Origin of the sequence: Burkholderia sp. IMCC1007 (genome assembly GCF_027257875.1) — a bacterium.
Taxonomy (GTDB): domain Bacteria; phylum Pseudomonadota; class Gammaproteobacteria; order Burkholderiales; family Burkholderiaceae; genus Burkholderia.
On sequence record NZ_JAPVQY010000047.1, the window covers coordinates 22,469 to 39,336 of the forward strand.

Annotated in this window: 14 protein-coding genes and 1 pseudogene; 14 read left to right on the forward strand and 1 reads right to left on the reverse strand. The window is 62.0% G+C overall.

Annotated elements, in window-relative coordinates; all coding sequences use genetic code 11:
• The first annotated feature begins 26 nt into the window (after window positions 1-26).
• The 9 genes from O1Q03_RS29770 to O1Q03_RS29810 all read left to right on the forward strand — a co-directional run bounded on the left by O1Q03_RS29770 (window position 27) and on the right by O1Q03_RS29810 (window position 9,863).
• Window positions 27-1,091: an ABC transporter ATP-binding protein gene (locus O1Q03_RS29770; RefSeq protein ID WP_269507640.1), complete on the forward strand. Its 1,065-nt coding sequence runs from the start codon at window positions 27-29 to the stop codon at window positions 1,089-1,091.
• Window positions 1,092-1,132: 41 nt separating this feature from the next.
• Window positions 1,133-1,957, forward strand: coding sequence for a transporter substrate-binding domain-containing protein (locus tag O1Q03_RS29775; RefSeq protein WP_269507641.1), 825 nt, complete (start codon window positions 1,133-1,135; stop codon window positions 1,955-1,957).
• Between the two features lie 43 nt (window positions 1,958-2,000).
• Window positions 2,001-2,765 (forward strand): amino acid ABC transporter permease, encoded by a 765-nt coding sequence (locus tag O1Q03_RS29780; RefSeq protein ID WP_269507643.1) that lies wholly within the window; start codon window positions 2,001-2,003, stop codon window positions 2,763-2,765.
• On the forward strand, window positions 2,762-3,418 hold the full coding sequence (locus O1Q03_RS29785) for an amino acid ABC transporter permease (protein ID WP_269507645.1): 657 nt from the start codon (window positions 2,762-2,764) through the stop codon (window positions 3,416-3,418). The genes O1Q03_RS29780 and O1Q03_RS29785 overlap by 4 nt, the downstream gene beginning before the upstream one ends.
• A 40-nt stretch (window positions 3,419-3,458) precedes the next feature.
• On the forward strand, window positions 3,459-4,184 hold the full coding sequence (locus tag O1Q03_RS29790) for an amino acid ABC transporter ATP-binding protein (RefSeq protein WP_269507646.1): 726 nt from the start codon (window positions 3,459-3,461) through the stop codon (window positions 4,182-4,184).
• A 35-nt stretch (window positions 4,185-4,219) separates the two neighbouring features.
• Complete coding sequence (locus O1Q03_RS29795) at window positions 4,220-5,092, forward strand: LysR substrate-binding domain-containing protein (protein ID WP_269507647.1); 873 nt, start codon at window positions 4,220-4,222, stop codon at window positions 5,090-5,092.
• A 632-nt stretch (window positions 5,093-5,724) separates the two neighbouring features.
• Entirely contained in the window at window positions 5,725-7,800 is a 2,076-nt protein-coding gene (locus O1Q03_RS29800) for a putative bifunctional diguanylate cyclase/phosphodiesterase (RefSeq protein ID WP_269507649.1), read from the forward strand.
• A 90-nt stretch (window positions 7,801-7,890) separates the two neighbouring features.
• A complete protein-coding gene (locus tag O1Q03_RS29805) occupies window positions 7,891-8,982 on the forward strand; it encodes an IS630 family transposase (RefSeq protein ID WP_269507651.1) in 1,092 nt (363 codons plus the stop codon).
• A 536-nt stretch (window positions 8,983-9,518) separates the two neighbouring features.
• Window positions 9,519-9,863, forward strand: a complete 345-nt coding sequence (locus O1Q03_RS29810) for a TerB family tellurite resistance protein (protein WP_269507653.1) — start codon at window positions 9,519-9,521, stop codon at window positions 9,861-9,863.
• Window positions 9,864-9,888: 25 nt separating this feature from the next.
• Here the strand turns inward: O1Q03_RS29810 and O1Q03_RS29815 are convergent, their stop codons facing one another.
• The gene (locus O1Q03_RS29815) at window positions 9,889-10,032 is read right to left on the reverse strand and encodes a hypothetical protein (protein ID WP_269507656.1); all 144 of its coding nucleotides are present in this window, start codon (window positions 10,030-10,032) and stop codon (window positions 9,889-9,891) included.
• On the opposite strand from O1Q03_RS29815, the gene waaC reads away from it, so the two are divergent.
• The 5 genes and pseudogenes from waaC (at window position 10,032) to O1Q03_RS29840 (ending at window position 16,818) form a co-directional block, all read left to right on the forward strand.
• Window positions 10,032-11,072, forward strand: coding sequence for a lipopolysaccharide heptosyltransferase I (gene waaC / locus O1Q03_RS29820; RefSeq protein ID WP_269507658.1), 1,041 nt, complete (start codon window positions 10,032-10,034; stop codon window positions 11,070-11,072). The two genes, O1Q03_RS29815 and waaC, sit on opposite strands and share 1 nt — an antisense overlap.
• A gap of 24 nt (window positions 11,073-11,096) precedes the next feature.
• Window positions 11,097-11,249: pseudogene (locus O1Q03_RS29825) on the forward strand (Tn3 family transposase); the annotation flags it as partial.
• Between the two features lie 471 nt (window positions 11,250-11,720).
• Window positions 11,721-14,318, forward strand: coding sequence for a type VI secretion system Vgr family protein (locus O1Q03_RS29830; RefSeq protein WP_269507663.1), 2,598 nt, complete (start codon window positions 11,721-11,723; stop codon window positions 14,316-14,318).
• 186 nt (window positions 14,319-14,504) lie between these two features.
• Window positions 14,505-15,647: a VRR-NUC domain-containing protein gene (locus O1Q03_RS29835; RefSeq protein WP_269507665.1), complete on the forward strand. Its 1,143-nt coding sequence runs from the start codon at window positions 14,505-14,507 to the stop codon at window positions 15,645-15,647.
• Window positions 15,640-16,818 carry a type VI immunity family protein gene (locus O1Q03_RS29840; protein ID WP_269507668.1) on the forward strand — a complete coding sequence of 393 codons (1,179 nt, stop codon included), beginning with the start codon at window positions 15,640-15,642 and terminating at the stop codon, window positions 16,816-16,818. The genes O1Q03_RS29835 and O1Q03_RS29840 overlap by 8 nt, the downstream gene beginning before the upstream one ends.
• Window positions 16,819-16,868: the final 50 nt, after the last annotated feature.

The window sequence follows — 16,868 nt, forward strand, 5'->3', positions numbered from 1 at the left end:
CGCTCCCGCCCGAGTAAGGAATCCTCATGACCCAGCTCACCCTCCAGAACGTGACGAAGCGCTTCCATCAAGCGTATGCGGTCGATCACGTCGACCTGTCGGTGCCGGACGGCAAGCTCGTCTGCTTTCTCGGCCCGTCCGGCTGCGGCAAGACCACGCTGATGCGGATCATCGCCGGCCTCGAAACGCCGACCTCCGGCACGCTGACGTTCGCCGGTCGCGACCTCACGCAGGTACCCGCCAACCGGCGCGACTTCGGGATGGTGTTTCAGTCGCTCGCGCTGTTTCCGCACATGACCGTCGCGCAGAACATCGCGTATCCGCTGCGGCTGCGCAAGACCGCCAAGGCCGCGCAGGCCCGGCGCGTCGCCGAGCTGCTGGAGCTGATCCAGCTGCCGCACATGGCCGACCGGCTCGTCACGCAACTGTCGGGCGGCCAGCGCCAGCGCGTCGCGATCGCACGCGCGATCGCGTCGTCGCCGCGCCTGCTGCTGCTCGACGAACCGTTGTCGGCGCTCGACGCGAAGCTGCGCGAGGCGATGCAGGTCGAGATCCGGCTACTCCAGCAACGGCTCGGCATCACGACGATCATGGTCACGCACGATCAGCGCGAAGCGATGACGATGGCCGACGAGATCGTCGTGATGGAGAAAGGCCGGATACAGCAGGTGGGCCGGCCGCTCGACATCTATCGCGACCCGGTCAATGAATTCGTCGCCGACTTCATCGGCCTCGGCAACATCCTGCCGGTCTCGTGCGACGGCGACGACGCGATCGTGCTGCCAGGCGGGCAGCGGCTCGCGATCCGGCCTGCACCGCGCACCGCAGATACCGTACGCCTGCTGATCCGTCCCGAGGACGTGTGCGTGCGCACGGCGCCGGCACAACACGCCGAATCGAATACGCTCGCCGGCACGATCACGTTCGTGCGTGACGTCGGCGCGTCGATCGAGGCAACGATCGATTGCCGCGGTTTCACGCTGACGGCCGCGACGACGCCGCGCGAAACGCCCGATCTGCAGGTCGGCATGCCGGTGCGCGCGGAACTGCCGGCCCATGCATGCAAGCTCATCGCCGCACGCGGCGCTTGATGTCCCTTTCCTTTCTCCAGCGCAACAACGAGGATCTCGCCATGAACGCAACGACCCAAGCCATTCGCCACGTGCAGCGCCTGCTCGCCCGCTCCGCCCTTCTCTGCGCCTGTGCCGGCGCCGCGAGCCTCGCCGCCTTCGCGCCGCTCGCGCATGCCGACGCGCTCGACACGATCGCGAAATCGGGCGTCGTGCGCATCGGCGTGTTCGAGGACTATCCGCCGTTCGGTTCGATCGGGCCCGACATGAAGCCGCAAGGCTACGACATCGACATGGCCAACCTGATCGGCAAGGCGCTGAATGCGAAAGTCGAACTCGTGCAGGTCACCGGCGACAACCGGATGGCGTATCTCGCCGACCACAAGACCGACATGCTGCTGTCGGTCGGGCAGACGCCGGAGCGCGCGAAGGTGATCGACTTCTCGAACGCGTACGCGCCGTACTATCTCGCGGTGTTCGGCCCGAAGTCGCTCGCCGTGAAGGGCACCGCCGATCTCGCCGGCAAATCGGTTGCCGTCGCGCGCGGCACGCTCGAGGACCTGAGCGTCAGCAAGGTCGCGCCGCCGAGCGCGACGATCAAGCGCTTCGACGACCCGAACGGCGCGATCGCGGCGTTCCTGTCGGGACAGGCGCAACTGCTGGTGGTCGGCAACGACGTCGGCGCAACCATCATCGCGCGTCATCCGTCGATCGATCCGGAACAGAAGTTCTCGCTGTTCAGCTCGCCCGATCACGTCGGCCTGAACAAGAACGAAGCGCGCCTGATGCAGAAGGTCAACGACGCGATCGCCGGCGCAAAGAAGAGCGGCACGCTGAACACGCTGTCGCAGAAGTGGCTGCACGCGACACTGCCGGCCGACCTGTGATGCGCGCCGCCCCCGCCCCGTATTCACGACGAAAGGCATCGCGATGAGCTACGTGTTCGACTTCAGCGATTTCGGCCTCTACGCCGGCATGCTTGCGCGCAGCATCGGCGTGACGCTCGGCCTCACCGCGGCCGCCACCGCGCTCGGCGGCCTGATCGGCACCGCCGGCGCATGGACCGCGCTCGGCGGCCCGCGCTGGGCGCGCGCACTCGTCGCGGCCTACGTCGAGCTGATTCGCAATACGCCGTTTCTGGTCCAGTTGTTCTTCATCTTCTTCGGACTACCGGCGATCGGCGTACACATCGACGAAGCCCAGGCGGCCGTGCTGGCCATGACGGTCAACCTGGGCGCGTATGCGGTCGAGATCCTGCGCGCCGGCATCGAATCGGTGCCGCACGGGCAAGTGCAGGCCGCGCGGGCGCTCGGGCTGCACGGCCGGCAGGTGTTCGGTCACGTCGTGCTGCCGCAGGCGCTTGCGAACGTGTACCCGGCGCTGCTCGGCCAGGTGCTGATCGTGATGCTCGGCTCGGCGGTCGTCTCGCAGATCTCGGTGCCCGACCTGACCTACGCGGCGAACTTCATCCAGTCGCGCAATTTCCGTGCGTTCGAGATCTACATCGTCGTGACGGTAATCTACCTGCTGCTGTCGATCGCGCTGCGCATGCTGCTCAATCGCGTCGGCCGGCGGTTGTTCTCGGGCCGCACGCCGCACGGCGCGGTCGCCGCACCGCGGCGAACCTGTATCGCCCGCCTGACGTGGCGCGCCCGCACCCCTGAAACCAGCCTGTCGACGGAACGTGCACGATGATCGAATTCACTCTCCAGGATATTGCATGGAACCTGCTGCTCGCCGCGCGCTGGACCGTGCTGCTGTCGCTGATCACGTTCGTCGGCGGCGGCATCGCCGGCTTCGCGCTGCTCGCGATGCGCATCTCGCCGGCGCCGGCGCTGCGCCGCTTCGTGATCCTGTACGTCGAGCTGTTCCAGGGCACGCCGTTGCTGATGCAACTGTTCCTCGGCTTCTTCGGCTTGCCGCTCGTCGGTGTCGACGTGACGCCGTGGGTCGCCGCGTCCGTCGTGCTGACGCTGAACGCCAGCGCCTATCTGGCCGACATCTGGCGCGGCTGCGTCGACGCGGTACCGCGCGGCCAGTGGAGTGCGGCGGCAAGCCTCGGCATGACGTGGATTCAGCAATTGCGCTACGTGGTGTGGCCGCAGGCGTGGAAAATCGCGCTGCCGCCGACCGTCGGTTTCCTCGTGCAGGCGGTGAAGAGCACCGCGCTCACGTCGATCATCGGGCTGACCGAACTGACCAAGACCGGCAACATCATCACGAACGCGGTATTCAAGCCGTTTCCGATCTACGCGATGGTCGCGCTGCTCTACTTCGCGATGTGCTTCCCGCTGACGTGGTACGCCCGCGCGCTCGAACGTCGCTATCGCGTCGCGAAGGCGCGTTGAACCGGCGCCGCGCGCGCCTCATTACGATGCAGGTACTTCCATGATTTCCATCAGCAACGTTTCGAAATGGTACGGCCAGTTTCAGGTCCTTACCGAATGCACGACCGAGGTCAACAAAGGCGAGGTGGTCGTCGTGTGCGGTCCGTCGGGCTCGGGCAAGTCGACGCTGATCAAGACCGTCAACGGCCTCGAGCCGTTCCAGCAAGGCGAGATCCGCGTGAACGGCCAGTCGGTCGGCGACAAGAAGACGAACCTGTCGAAGCTGCGCTCGAAGGTCGGGATGGTGTTCCAGCATTTCGAGTTGTTTCCGCACCTGTCGATCACCGAGAACCTGACGCTCGCGCAGGTCAAGGTGCTCGGCCGCGGCAAGGACGAGGCGAACGAGAAGGGCGTGAAGCTGCTCGATCGCGTCGGCCTGAAGGCGCATGCGCACAAGTATCCGGGCCAGTTGTCGGGCGGTCAGCAGCAGCGTGTCGCGATCGCACGCGCACTGTCGATGGACCCGATCGCGATGCTGTTCGACGAACCGACGTCCGCGCTCGATCCCGAGATGATCAACGAAGTGCTCGACGTGATGGTCGAACTCGCGCAGGAAGGGATGACGATGATGGTCGTCACGCACGAGATGGGCTTCGCGAAGAAGGTCGCGCATCGCGTGATCTTCATGGACAAGGGCGCGATCGTCGAGGACGACCGCAAGGACGATTTCTTCTCGAATCCGAAGTCGGATCGCGCGAAGGACTTCCTCGCGAAGATCCTGCACTGAACCATGCTGCCGCCCTTTCCACATCCGCGCTTCCGATGAAACGACTTCCTTCCCTCAACGCGCTGCAGATCTTCGACATCGTCGCCCGCCACGGCAGCTTTACACGTGCCGCCGAGCAGCTGTGCCTGACGCAGGGTGCCGTGAGCCGGCAGATCCTCGCGCTCGAGGGCTTCTACCAGTTCCCGCTGTTCAAGCGCACGCCGAAAGGCCTGACGCTGACGGCGGAAGGCGAACTGCTGCTGCCGACGGTGCGCGAAAGCTTCGCGCGCATCGAAGAGGTATCGGTGCGCCTGTCGCGCCGGCGCACCGAGCTCGCGCTGAAGGTGCCGACCTGCATGATGCAATGGATGCTGCCGCGGATCATGCGGTTCCAGGCCGAGCACCCCGAACTGCAGGTGCAGATCACGACGACGTGGGGCCATCACGTCGATTTCCGCATGGAGCCGTTCGATGCCGCGGTGATCTACGCGCCCGGCGCCGGCCCCGACATGCATGCGATCCCGCTGTTCGAAGAGCAACTCACGCCCGTATGCGCGCCCGGCTTGCTCGAGCGGCAGCCACTGTCCGATCCCGACGATCTGACCGGCCATACGCTGCTGCATCCGACCCGCGATCACCGGGACTGGAAACGGTGGCTCGACCATGCAGACGTGCCGCACGTCGATTCGACGCGCGGGTTGAGCTTCGAAACGCTGGATCTCGCGACGCAAGCGGCAATCGACGGTTACGGCATCGCAATCGGCGACCGGACGCTGGTGGGCGAAAGCGTGGCGGCGCACCGGCTCGTGATGCCGTTCGACATCTCGCTGTCAACGGGAATGGGTTACTACTTCGTGTACCCGGGCGGGAGCGAACAGCCGCAGAAGAGCCAGTTGTTCGGCGACTGGATTGCGGACGCACGCGCGTGACGTCCGTTCCAGCAGACAGGTCGGCAACGCGGCATTCTCGACATCTTGAATGAACCGGCGCATGCAGTTCGGGTCGGGCCGCCATGAACGGCGGCCGAGGTCAGTGATGAAAGGAACCGTTCGGCTGCGACGAAGGCGAGATAGCGGCCGGCGGCCCTTACAAACACCCAATGCGCAGCCGTTGGATAGCCGGATGATCTCCAGCGACGACTTCCGGCATGACCGTATCTAAAAGCCGTATCCCGCGCGCCAAGCGCGAACATGCAACGACATCCTTGGTTCCGTCGTCCGCAACGATGAATGCTCGGAATCCGGCGCTATTGCCCCCATCCAAGAATTAATCCTGAACGGCTTCGAAACGCAAGCCGACTCAATTCGACGAGCGCATCCGCCCTCGCTTCGCCTGATACTTGCACCGCCTGCGCGGCAATCTGATCTCTGACAAACGGAGCCCGTGCTCGAGGCGGCCGGCGCTTCCCGATAAGTCAGACGAAATCCCGCCCCTCGCCCCATCGAACGAAGCAAATCTCGCTCGGATAACATCAATCACGCCCCGTATAATGCACGCCAAAACAAAACCCAGGCTCGACTGCCACGCACGTTATCGGTAGCGAAAAACAGGAAAATTCATTGTGCACGGTACCTATAACCCTTGGCTTGCCGCGTTATCCCTGGTGGTCGCGACGCTCGCGGCCTACACCGCACTTGACCTCTCCAGCCGGATTGCCCTGCTGAGCCATGAGCGGCACCGTCAGGGGTGGATTGCCGGCGGTGGCATCGCGATGGGTATCGGCATCTGGTCGATGCACTTCATCGGCGTATTGTCATTTTCGCTGCCCATTCCGGTCGGCTACGACTTCGCGATTACGGGCGCGTCGCTCGCTATCGCTGTCGCTGTGTCGTGGTTTGCGTTGTACATCGTGTCGCGCGCGTCTCTGTCGCCTGGACGTCTCGTCGCCAGCGCGATCCTGATGGGACTCGGCATTGCCGGCATGCATTACACCGGCGACGCCGCGATGAAAATGCAGCCGGCCATCACCTACGACGGCGTGCTGGTTGCCGCGTCGATCGGTATCGCGATCGTTGCATCCGGCGCCGCACTCTGGATCACGCAATCCCTCAGCGCCGCAAATCAACGCCAGTTGAATGCCAAGCGAGTCGCAGGCGCATGCGTGATGGGCGTCGCGATAACGGGCATGCACTACACGGCGAATGCCGCCGCGACATTCCTGCCCGGTTCGATCTGCGGCGCGACCAACCAGATCGCCACGCCGTTGCTCGCCACGGCGGTGACGCTGTCCACGCTGGCAATCCTGATCGTGACGCTCATACTCAGCCGCTTCGGCGCACGGACCTCGTTTCTTGCGGGTGTCGTATCGCGGCTTAACGGCGAGATTGTCCGCATGGCGCAGTACGATGAACTGACTGACCTCCCGAACCGCCGCACGCTCACGGAACGCATCGAGTATGCGATCCACACATACCGTCATTACGAGGCCAAGTTCGCGGTGCTGTTCATGGACCTGGACGGTTTCAAGACCATCAACGATTCGCTTGGACACACCGCGGGCGATGAGGTGCTGAAGGCGTTTGCGCTTCGGTTGCAGCAATGCGTGCGCGCCAGCGACACCGTGGCGCGCCTCGGCGGCGACGAATTTGTCGTTCTGCTGGAGAATATTTCGTCCATCGACGATGTCGAGCGTGTGGCGCAAGACGTGCTGAACCGCATGCGCGAGGGCCTCTGGAACGACGCGCAGCCGCTGCAAGTCACGCCGAGTATCGGCATCGCGCTATACCCGCGCGACGGGGAGACCGTGGAACTCCTGCTCAAGCATGCCGACGTGGCGATGTATGAGGCCAAGCGCGCGGGCCGCAGTACGTACCGATTCTTCCAGGACGACATGAACGTGGCGGCCAATCGCACGTTGAAGGTTCAGCGCGCGGTGCACGAAGCCTTGGTCACCGGCTACTTCGAACTCCGTTTTCAGCCAAAATTTCACGGTAGCAGCGGCGCGCTGACAGGCGCCGAAGCACTCTTGCGGCTGAACCACCCGGAACTCGGTACATTGATGCCGGCGGAGTTCATCCCCATCGCGGAACGCACCGGGCAGATCGTGCCAATCGGCAACTGGGTCGTACGGGAAGCGTGCCGCCACTTGAAACGCTGGCGAGCAGACGGATTGCCTGCTCTCCAGGTCGCCATCAATCTGTCGCCTCGACAGATCGCCGAGTCGGATCTGGTGTCGAACTTCCTCGGGATCCTGAATGACGAGGGCGTGAAGCCCGCTCAGCTCATGTTCGAGATTACCGAAACCGTGGCAATGCAGGACGCCGCACACACGGCCGCGATGATCGACGAGTTCCAGGCAAATGGCTTTGAAGTTGCGATCGACGACTTTGGCACGGGTTATTCGAGCCTGAGCTACCTGCAACGGTTTCGTGCGAAGCAGTTGAAGATCGACCGCTTTTTCACCCATGAGCTCGACAAGCACAACCCTGAAGGTAGCGCGATCGTTCGGGCAATCATTGCATTGGCGCACACGCTCAAAATGGATGTGGTCGCGGAGGGTGTTGAAACCGCATCGCAGCTGGAACAACTCAAAATATTGATGTGCGACGAGGTACAGGGATTCTTGCTTGGTCATCCGCGTGAGGCGGACGCATTCGGCAGGCTGCTGCAAAACGGCTCGCACGTCGAAAGCGCTTGATGAACCCGGCAGCGGCTAGTGTCCTGTTCCGTTGTTAACTGAACTATGTTCGCGTAGCATGTTGACGTCGACGGAATGGGAGACGTCAGCATGGCCATGGGACGACCGAAGGTGGAACTGGTGCTGAGCAAAGACGAGCGCTCGGAACTGATGTCGATAGCACGCTCTCGCTCGATTTCTGCAGCGTTGGTCTCGCGGGCGCGCATCGTGCTGGCAGCGGCCGACGGCGAGCCCAATAGCGTGATCGCGCAGCGGCTTCAAGTCACGCGCTCCACGGTGGGCAAATGGCGTCTGCGATTCCTGGAGCATCGTCTCAATGGGCTCTATGACGAGGTACGCCCCGGCAAGCCGCGTACGATCGACGACGAGCGACTGGCTCAACTGATTCATAAGACTCTGCACACCAAACCCACGGATGGCTCCACGCACTGGAGCGTGCGTACAATCGCGGCCGAGACCGCCATCTCGCCGACAAGTGTGCATCGCTACTTCAAGCTGCTGGGCCTGCAACCGCATCGCAGCGAAAGCTTCAAGCTCTCGACCGACCCGTTCTTCATCGAGAAACTGCGCGATGTGGTCGGCCTGTACCTGAGCCCGCCGGAGAACGCCCTCGTGTTGTGCGTAGACGAGAAGAGTCAGTGTCAAGCGCTCGAGCGCACGCAACCCATGTTGCCGATGGGCTTCGGCTACGTCGAAGGCGTTACGCACGATTACGTTCGTCACGGTACCACCACACTGTTTGCCGCTCTGAACGTGCTCAACGGCGCTGTGCTCGCCACTTGCAAGCCGCGTCACCGGCATCAGGAATTTCTGTCGTTCCTGCGTGAAATCGACAAGGCTGTCCCGGCCGAACTCGACGTACATTGCATCGTCGACAACTACAGCAGTCACAAGCATCCGAAGGTCAAGGCGTGGTTGGCCACACGTCCCCGCTGGCACATGCATTTCATTCCCACCTACAGTTCGTGGCTTAATCAGGTCGAACGATTCTTTGCGTTGATCACCGACAAGGCGATCCGTAGAGGCTCGTTCGGCTCGGTCAAACAACTGATCAAGCGTATCGATCAATTCGTTTCCCACTACAACGAAAACTGCAAACCGTTCGTCTGGACCGCGTCAGCCGACTCCATCCTCGAAAAGCTACATCGACTTTGTTCGCGAATCAGCGGAACAGGACACTAGCGGGTTCTCGACACCGCCGTATTCACCGTGACGTACCTACCGTTCCGTACGTAGTCAGGCAGGCGTCGATTCCGAAGAATGCCTTCTATCCGTGCGCGGACGGAAACCGTGCAACGTCCGCGATGTATCGGTCGAGGGGAGCAGCGGGCTTGCGCACGCGACGCGCATGACCGCGCCCCAGGTCGAAGTCGCGCCGTGCCGTATTTCCCGACCAGCAATAATCTGCGGAAGGTCAATGCAGCGCTATCGGTGCTGCACACGCCCTCCGACAGCCGACGCGACTCTCCCGATTTGCTGCGAGTCCGCCGTGCACCAACATCGTGCCTGGCGCCTTCCGATGTCGTCACGACTGCCCGCCCAGCTTCCGAGCTACGCTTGCCATCAAGGTCTGCGCCCCACCTGATCCCGAAGCCGCCCTCCTCACTTCGGTTTTCCCGAAGTCTTATTATTTAATTAACTGGTTTTTCCGATCATCCAAACCATCGAAACTGTTGCCTCTTCAACAACGCGGAATGATCCCGCAAAGGAACAGCAGCATGAGAACCTATCCCCGCAACAGCGCCCAGGCAGCCGCACGCATCGTCGCGCTGGTGCTCATCGCGGACGGCCACGTCGATCCCAGCGAGGAACGGTTCATCGAGAAGCTCGAGACCAGGCACAGGTTCGGAATCGAATCGACCGAGTTTGCGCAGATCGTCCAGACGGTATGTGAGGACCACGCGATCAGCCATGTTTCGTCCAGCACCATTTCCGGCCATCTCGATCACGCAACGCTCGAGACGCTGCTCGCGGACGGTGAAATCAGTGTGCTCGGGACCATTCTCACCGCTTGGACGCCACGAAAGCCGAACTTCGCGTCGGAAGAACGCAGCTGCGCGTGAGCACCAGGCGCAGCCTGCCGCGGATTCAAACAGTCACCGCCGAGGTCAGGAACGTTTCGCGCTCACCTGAACCGCCGAGTTGCAACCGTAGTGACAGCGGTCCGACCTCGCGGATATCCGGTTCAATATATTTGGCGTGTTGTTCAGCAAGCAAAATCAATGATTGCAATGAAGCGCATTTTGATCGTGAAGGTGACGTCGCTAGGCGATGTCGTCCAGACGCTGCCGGTCGTCGCGGATCTCCATCGCGCCTTTCCGGGCGTGACGGTCGATTGGGCCGTGGACGAGTCGTGTGCCGAGGTCGTTCGCTGGCACCCGGGCGTGAGCAATGTGCTCGGCGCGCCGCTGCGGCGGTTCAAGAAAGGCCGAAATATCGGCGATCTGAAGGCGATTTGCGCGTCGATCGGCGCGTTGCGCGCGCACCGCTACGATGCCGTCATCGATCTGCACGGCGTTTACAAGAGCGCGATCATTTCGGCGCTCGCGCGCGCTGCGCGCCGCGTCGGCTATCAGACCCAGGATCTCGGCGAGACCGGCGCGCGTTTCGCGTATTCGCATCGCTTCGGCCCGCGCCCCGACTGCGACGCGTGGCACGGCATGCGGGTGAGCGCCGGCGAGGCGCTGGGCTATGTCCCCGAAGGCATCGCTGAATACGGGATCGTTGCGCCGCCGGACGTGAGCCTGCCGGCCGCGGTGACCGACGGCGCGCCGTTCATGCTGCTGTTTCATGCGACCTCCAATCCGGACAAGAAATGGCCGCAGGATCACTGGGCCGCACTGGCGATGCGGATGATGGCGCGCGGCATGCGCGTGATGTTGCCGTGGGGCTCGGCCGCCGAACATGACGATGCGCAGGACATCGCGGCGCGCGCGCCGGGCGCGGTCGTGCTGCCCGCGATGTCGGTGCGCGAACTGGGCGCGGCGATCGGCCGGGCCGCGCTCGTGGTGGGGGTCGATACCGGATTCGTGCATATGGCGCACGCGCTGCAGCGGCCGACCGTGATGATTTTCGTCGCGACGTCGCGTCACCACTGCGGGATCGGCGGCGCACCGAACGCACTGTCGATCGGTGAACCGGGCGCGATGCCGTCGGTGGACCAGGTGATGGTCGCGCTTGGCAAAGTCGAACGAGCGGACAAGGAATGCGCGCCCCGGGATTCGTGGAAACGTGTCGCCGACCCCTCGCTTCGGACGCCGCGCGTTACGTGAATGGTGTGGCGCTGTTCGATGGCGGCCCGCGCCGTGTTCTTCTATCGCTTGGGGAAATTCGCGACCGCAGTTTCGAGGCGCGGCGCTACCGCGCTAGCGACCTGAATCTGATCACCGCCGCGATCGTGGAATACGGTCTCCGTTGAGCGGGCTGTTCAGACCATGCACAAGCGTGGCGTACCTGGCGCCACCGCGCTCGCGGATTCTTTAGTTTACCGAATTACTTCTCGATACTCAAAACGCCTGCCATTTCCAGATTTACCCAAAGCCCCAGTAAACCTCGATACCCATCTTAAAACAAACCGTGTGACTAACTCCTTGATTGTTAACGGCCCTTCATGCGAAAGCCCTGTAGAAGGGTAATTTCGCAGCGATATTTCGAACTTGTCCAATAGACATTCGGCGCTCCTGCGGCGATTCTCCGGCGTTGGCGTGCCCCGGAGCGTCATGGGCGCTTCCGTCACAAGATCACGTCGTTCGTCGTGGTGTGCGGTTGTTCCAGCAGGTTCTGGAGACGCACGTCGTGTCACACCAGCGCTCGCAGCCCTTGATGTAAGCCATGTGCCGGCTCACGAAGGGTGGAGAGATTTGACGTCAGCCCACAAACGGGTCCCTTGCCCAACCCACAACGACTGGAGGCCAGCAACGATGAACCATCAATCTCAAATGCGCTTCACCTTCTCCGTGGTGGGCGGTGAGGATTTTGAGGTCATCGAGTTCCACCTGACGGAAGCGCTCTCCGAAACCTTCCTCCTCGAACTCGATCTTGCCAGTCACAACCCCGCAATCGGCTTCGACCAGGTCGTGGACAATGCGGCCCGCTTCATCATCTGGAATGGCGAGCAACCGGTGCGTTACGTACACGGCCGCATCAGTTCGTTCTTTCAAGGGGAAACAGGCTTTCGCAGGACGCGCTACCGCGCCCTGGTTGAACCGGCACTGGCCCGCCTCGATCTATGCTCGGACTGGCGCATCTTCCAGCGGCAATCCGTTCCGGAAATTCTGCAAGCGCTGCTCAAGGAACACGGCATATCCCGCTACGAGCAGTGGCTGACCGAAGAACATCTACAGCGCGAATATTGCGTACAGGCCGGCGAGACGGACTTGGACTTCACGCTGCGTCTGGCTGCCGAGGAAGGCCTCTTTCACCGCTTCGCGCATGGTGAAGAAGGTTGCGCACTCATCCACGGCGATCGCCTCTATATCCACGGTGAAGTTCAAGGCGGTCCGGTGCGCTACAACCCTACGCCAGGCGGCGACCAGCCCGAGCCGGGCCTGCGCCGCTTCACCTATGGTGAACACGTACGCACGGCCCGCCAGACCCAGCGCGACTACACCTTCAAGCACCCGCGCTATCAACAGGAGCATTCCCAGCTCGGCGAAGGCATCCGGCATCAAAACCTGGACTACGAGCGTTACGACTATCCTGGACGCTACAAGGAGGACGCCGCCGGCCACCCCTTCACTCGCGACCGTCTGCGTGGCCTGCGTCGCGACGCCCAGTTGGCTGTGGTGGAAGGCGATGATCCGCGGCTGGTACCCGGTGTGGCCTTCAATCTCATTGACCACCCGCGCGACGAGTGGAACCACGGCTGGCGCCCGGTATGGATGAAGCATCACGGTAAGCAGCACACCAGTCAGGCTGAAGAAAGCGCCGACGCCCAATTTGGCACCCACTACAGCTACACGGCGCATATCGTCCCCGACCGCATCGAATGGCGCCCGGAGCCGCGACCTCGTCCGACTATCCCCGGCCCCCAGGAGGCTACCGTGGTCGGCCCCGAGGGTGAGGAGTTCCACGTTGACGAACACGGCCGGGTCAAGGTGCAGTTCCCGTGGGACCGGGAAGGCCAGAACAATGACCGCAGCTCTTGCTGGCTGCGGCCCACCAGCAGTCTGGCGGGCTTGCGGTGGGGTCACATCACCCTGCCGCGTGTCGGCCAGGAGGTTATCGTCGATTTCCTGAATGGCGATATGGACCAGCCATTCATCGCCTCTCGGATGTATCGCGTTACCAACCCGCCTCCTTACGAGCTGCCCAAGTTCCAGACGCTCAGCACACTCAAGACCAAGGAGCACAAAGGGCATCGCGCCAGCGAATTGCGTCTGGACGACACCATGGAAGAAATCAGCGCGGCACTGATGAACGACCACGGCGCCAGCCACCTGCATCTGGGTTTCCTCACTCACCCACGTCCGGGCGGCGGTGCCCCGCGCGGCGAAGGCTTTGAGCTGCGTACCGACTTGCATGGCGCGCTCCGCGCAGCGCAAGGCCTGCTGCTGACCACCGAGGCTCAAGCTGACGCCCAGGGCGGCCAGCTCGACCGCGCCGAAATCGTCGCCGTTCTGGAGGCCGCACTGCACCTGGCGCGCAGTCTGGGCAACTACGCCGAAGAACATCAGGGCATCCCCCATGACCACGAACCACGCCAAGACCTGACCGAATCGGTACGTGACCTGGGCCATGGCGCCAATGACCAGGCCAGCGGCATCGGTGAAGGTGCAGAGCCGGTCATGGCGCTCTCCGCGCCAGCCGGAATCGCCGCCGGCACGCCCCGCTCCATCGCCTTCGGCGCAGGTGAGCATCTGGACGCTGCCGCCCAAAGAAATCTGCAACTGACGGCAGGCGAGCGTGTGGTGGTCAACGCCGGGAATGGCCTCGGTACGTTCGCTCAACGTGGCGACATACGACATATCGCCCATACCGGCCAGCTCCTTCTGCAGGCCCAGCACAACACTATTCAAATCGAAGCGGACAAGAGCGTGGAGGTTCGCGCCAACAACAACCATGTCACGGTGTCCGCGGAGGACCACATCACGCTGCTGTGTGGCGGCGCCTACATCAAGATGGCCGGCGGCAATATCGAGATGGGGATGCCCGGCACCTTCACCGTCAAGGCCGCAAATCACAACTTCAAGGGGCCTGGAACGATGGTGCCCACATTGGGCCAATTCTCCGGCCTGCCTGGCCCCTTCCAGGAGTACTTCGTGTTGCGCGATGCAGGCACGAACGCCGTCCTGCCGAACCATGCCTACGAGATTGTCCGCGCAAGTGGCGACATTCTGCGTGGGCGTACCGACGAACAGGGCCGTACACAAGTCGTCACCAGTGACGAAAGGGAACCCCTCGACGTTTCCGCAATACCGAACCCGGATGACCTCCTGCATCTGAATGCCAGCTATTGGGACAGCGCTGGCGACTATCCGCTGGATTTCCTTCGCAACCCCACCAAGGAGGCAGGCTGAACCATGGCACCCCAAACGTCACGTACCGGAAAAAAGAACCCGGGAGGAGGCACCCGAGGCTCTACCAAATCGGATGCATCAGGCCAAGTGCTACCCGTGACCAACCCCCTTGACCTTTGGTACCTATGCGAAAAGGCGCGCTATGCCAGAGCGAATCCGTACCGGCGCGCTGGCGATGAGGCTCCGATGTATCAACGCACGGTCGCACTGATGATTCGGGTAGATAACGAACTCTTTGAGTATCGATGGCCTTATTGCGCCGAGGTCGGCTACGACATGACAAAGACACCGCCGGCTCCCATCATGAGCAAGAAACAGCCACATAGACCGAGCTCCTTTCCGCTTTCCCAATACAAGCGGATCAGTAGCCGCCAGTTTCCTGAGTACAGCAGTCTTGAGGTTGTGGTGGACATATTAGGTCTGGATGAACTTGAGAACATGATTGAAATGCCATTGCCTTCAAATGTCGAGGACGGGATTTGGCAGGACGTTCAGACGGGGCAGACGGGGCAATTACGGATTCCTGATGTGGTGAGGGTTATAAACCATACGGTCGGAGGCAAACCCCAATACAGTCAGCCCAATCTGGCCAGCGTGATTGAAATGAAGTTTGGCGGGGATTCGCTTTCTGATGAGCAAAAAGCAGCTTATGAAGAGATCGCTGGTAGCAGCGAGAAATTTCGATTGCTGCATACCGACCGATGCGACAAGGCGGACAGGCGCCAGCGCCGGGAATGGATGACTGCCGCTCAGAAAGAACCGGTCTACAAACCCGTGTCGCAAGTACTGTCACTCCCCTTGCGCGCTTCGGCCGATCCGCACGGTCTGGTGGTCGGTCTGGTTGATGCCGAGCATCAGGCCGCCCGGCGAGTTCTGGAAGTCCACCCCTCCCCGTCCGGAACCCCCACGATGAGCGCAAGCCCCGATATGCGAGAGGCCAATGCCCAGGCGGCACGGGCGCGCGCCCAGATTGAGCTCTCCCTGATTGCTCCGTTCGTCGCCGTGGGCGGTGCCGCACTGGGAGCCGGGATAGCCACCGCTGGCGGCGGCGCCACCTCGGGGGCAATGCTGAGCGCCCGGGCAGGCCCCCAGGTTGTCCGCTACAGCCGCCTTATCGACTGGGCGCGCTTGGCTGGCGGGGCCGGTGCGGCGGGGGCCTCGTGGCCTATGCCACGGCGGAGGATGGCAGTTCGGCTCCTGTGCTGTCTCCGGAGCAACAACGCCAGTGGGAGGCCTATCACGAGTGGGAGACCAGCCAACGTTATCAACCACGCATGGAACAACTCTATCTGTTCTGGCAGGATACGCCGGAGACCAAGCAATGACTGATTTTTTTACTGAGTTCGATGCCGAACGCTGGTACTTCACTTTCATGGATGAGGACGACAATACGCTCCCCGTGCAGCAGGTCGGGATCGTCGCCATCTTTCATATGGTTGATGCCTATTTGCCAGTTCGCCGAAAAGGCATTGCGGAGGCGTTCTCGCTTTACCACGAGTTGTATGGCGACAAGCTGAAGGGCGGATATCGTGGAGATAAGCGCATGATCGTTCGCCCCTTCTCCAAAATGGACTTTGAAGCCTATCGCGACTACATCGTGGATACCAGCCCGATGAATGTCGTCGAGTTCAAATGTATGTCTAGGCTGAGCTTTCGGCACGTAAGTGACTATGGATTCAGCGTCTTCTCGCCCGCTGGTTGGTATGAGAAAGTCCATAAGAGATATACCACTGTACGGATCTATTTACCCGTAGAGGAACTTCTGGAGGAAGGGAGAGATCGACTCGAGAGATTCTTATTGAAATGTTGTGAATTGCTTCGCCCTCTTCATGGAGCGGCCGGCTTAGGGATTCAGGAATGCCACGATTGGGAGGATTACCAGACCCTTGAATACGAGACGGCCTGGGCGTACAGAGGGGTCGATCTATGCCCGCCAACGGGAAACAAGCGATGGCGCGACGGCTATTTAAATCTCAACTGGTACACCTTCCTGGCCCATCACTGGATTGCCACGCTGGGCATGCCCGAAGAACTGCAAGCCAAGTTGAACGATGATCGTATTGCCCTGCTTCCCTACGAGTGGGGTACCGCCATCCGGGCTGGCGATTGGCCGGCGCTCGGCAAAGCCCAGACAGACCCGCGTCCCGAACTGTACGTGAAGGTCAACAACGCTATCCGTTCGCTGCGCGTGCAGGACATCGGTTCGCTGCACTACGGCTCCATCGCGGGCGAGGTCCGCTTCAATCCGCTGACAAGCAACCTGTGGTTGCGTCGTTTCGATACGCCTGAGGAAATCAGGGCAGTTATCGATGCCTCTGGCAAGGTCAAAGCCAGCGAGCGCGTTTTCATGCGCATGACTTCGGGCACGCCTTGCCCCTGGCCAGGTATCTGGATATGCGAGGAGGAACCCTCGCAGGGACGGCAGAACTTCATGCACAACGTTCCCTTGCCCGAAGTGAACGGGCAAATCGTTACTTGGCGTCTGGTTAAGCCGTTATAGGGAGGCACGCGGCCCCATGCTGGGAGACCAGCCAACGTTATCAATCACGC

Excerpts from the sequence above, each read along its gene's own strand:
- O1Q03_RS29795 (WP_269507647.1), top strand. The coding sequence starts at position 4,220 with ATGAAACGACTTCCTTCCCTCAACGCGCTGCAGATCTTCGACATCGTC.
- O1Q03_RS29805 (WP_269507651.1), top strand. The coding sequence starts at position 7,891 with ATGGCCATGGGACGACCGAAGGTGGAACTGGTGCTGAGCAAAGACGAG.
- O1Q03_RS29770 (WP_269507640.1), top strand. The coding sequence starts at position 27 with ATGACCCAGCTCACCCTCCAGAACGTGACGAAGCGCTTCCATCAAGCG.
- O1Q03_RS29830 (WP_269507663.1), top strand. The coding sequence starts at position 11,721 with ATGAACCATCAATCTCAAATGCGCTTCACCTTCTCCGTGGTGGGCGGT.
- O1Q03_RS29835 (WP_269507665.1), top strand. The coding sequence starts at position 14,505 with ATGTATCAACGCACGGTCGCACTGATGATTCGGGTAGATAACGAACTC.
- O1Q03_RS29775 (WP_269507641.1), top strand. The coding sequence starts at position 1,133 with ATGAACGCAACGACCCAAGCCATTCGCCACGTGCAGCGCCTGCTCGCC.
- O1Q03_RS29790 (WP_269507646.1), top strand. The coding sequence starts at position 3,459 with ATGATTTCCATCAGCAACGTTTCGAAATGGTACGGCCAGTTTCAGGTC.
- O1Q03_RS29785 (WP_269507645.1), top strand. The coding sequence starts at position 2,762 with ATGATCGAATTCACTCTCCAGGATATTGCATGGAACCTGCTGCTCGCC.
- O1Q03_RS29810 (WP_269507653.1), top strand. The coding sequence starts at position 9,519 with ATGAGAACCTATCCCCGCAACAGCGCCCAGGCAGCCGCACGCATCGTC.
- waaC (WP_269507658.1), top strand. The coding sequence starts at position 10,032 with ATGAAGCGCATTTTGATCGTGAAGGTGACGTCGCTAGGCGATGTCGTC.
- O1Q03_RS29840 (WP_269507668.1), top strand. The coding sequence starts at position 15,640 with ATGACTGATTTTTTTACTGAGTTCGATGCCGAACGCTGGTACTTCACT.
- O1Q03_RS29780 (WP_269507643.1), top strand. The coding sequence starts at position 2,001 with ATGAGCTACGTGTTCGACTTCAGCGATTTCGGCCTCTACGCCGGCATG.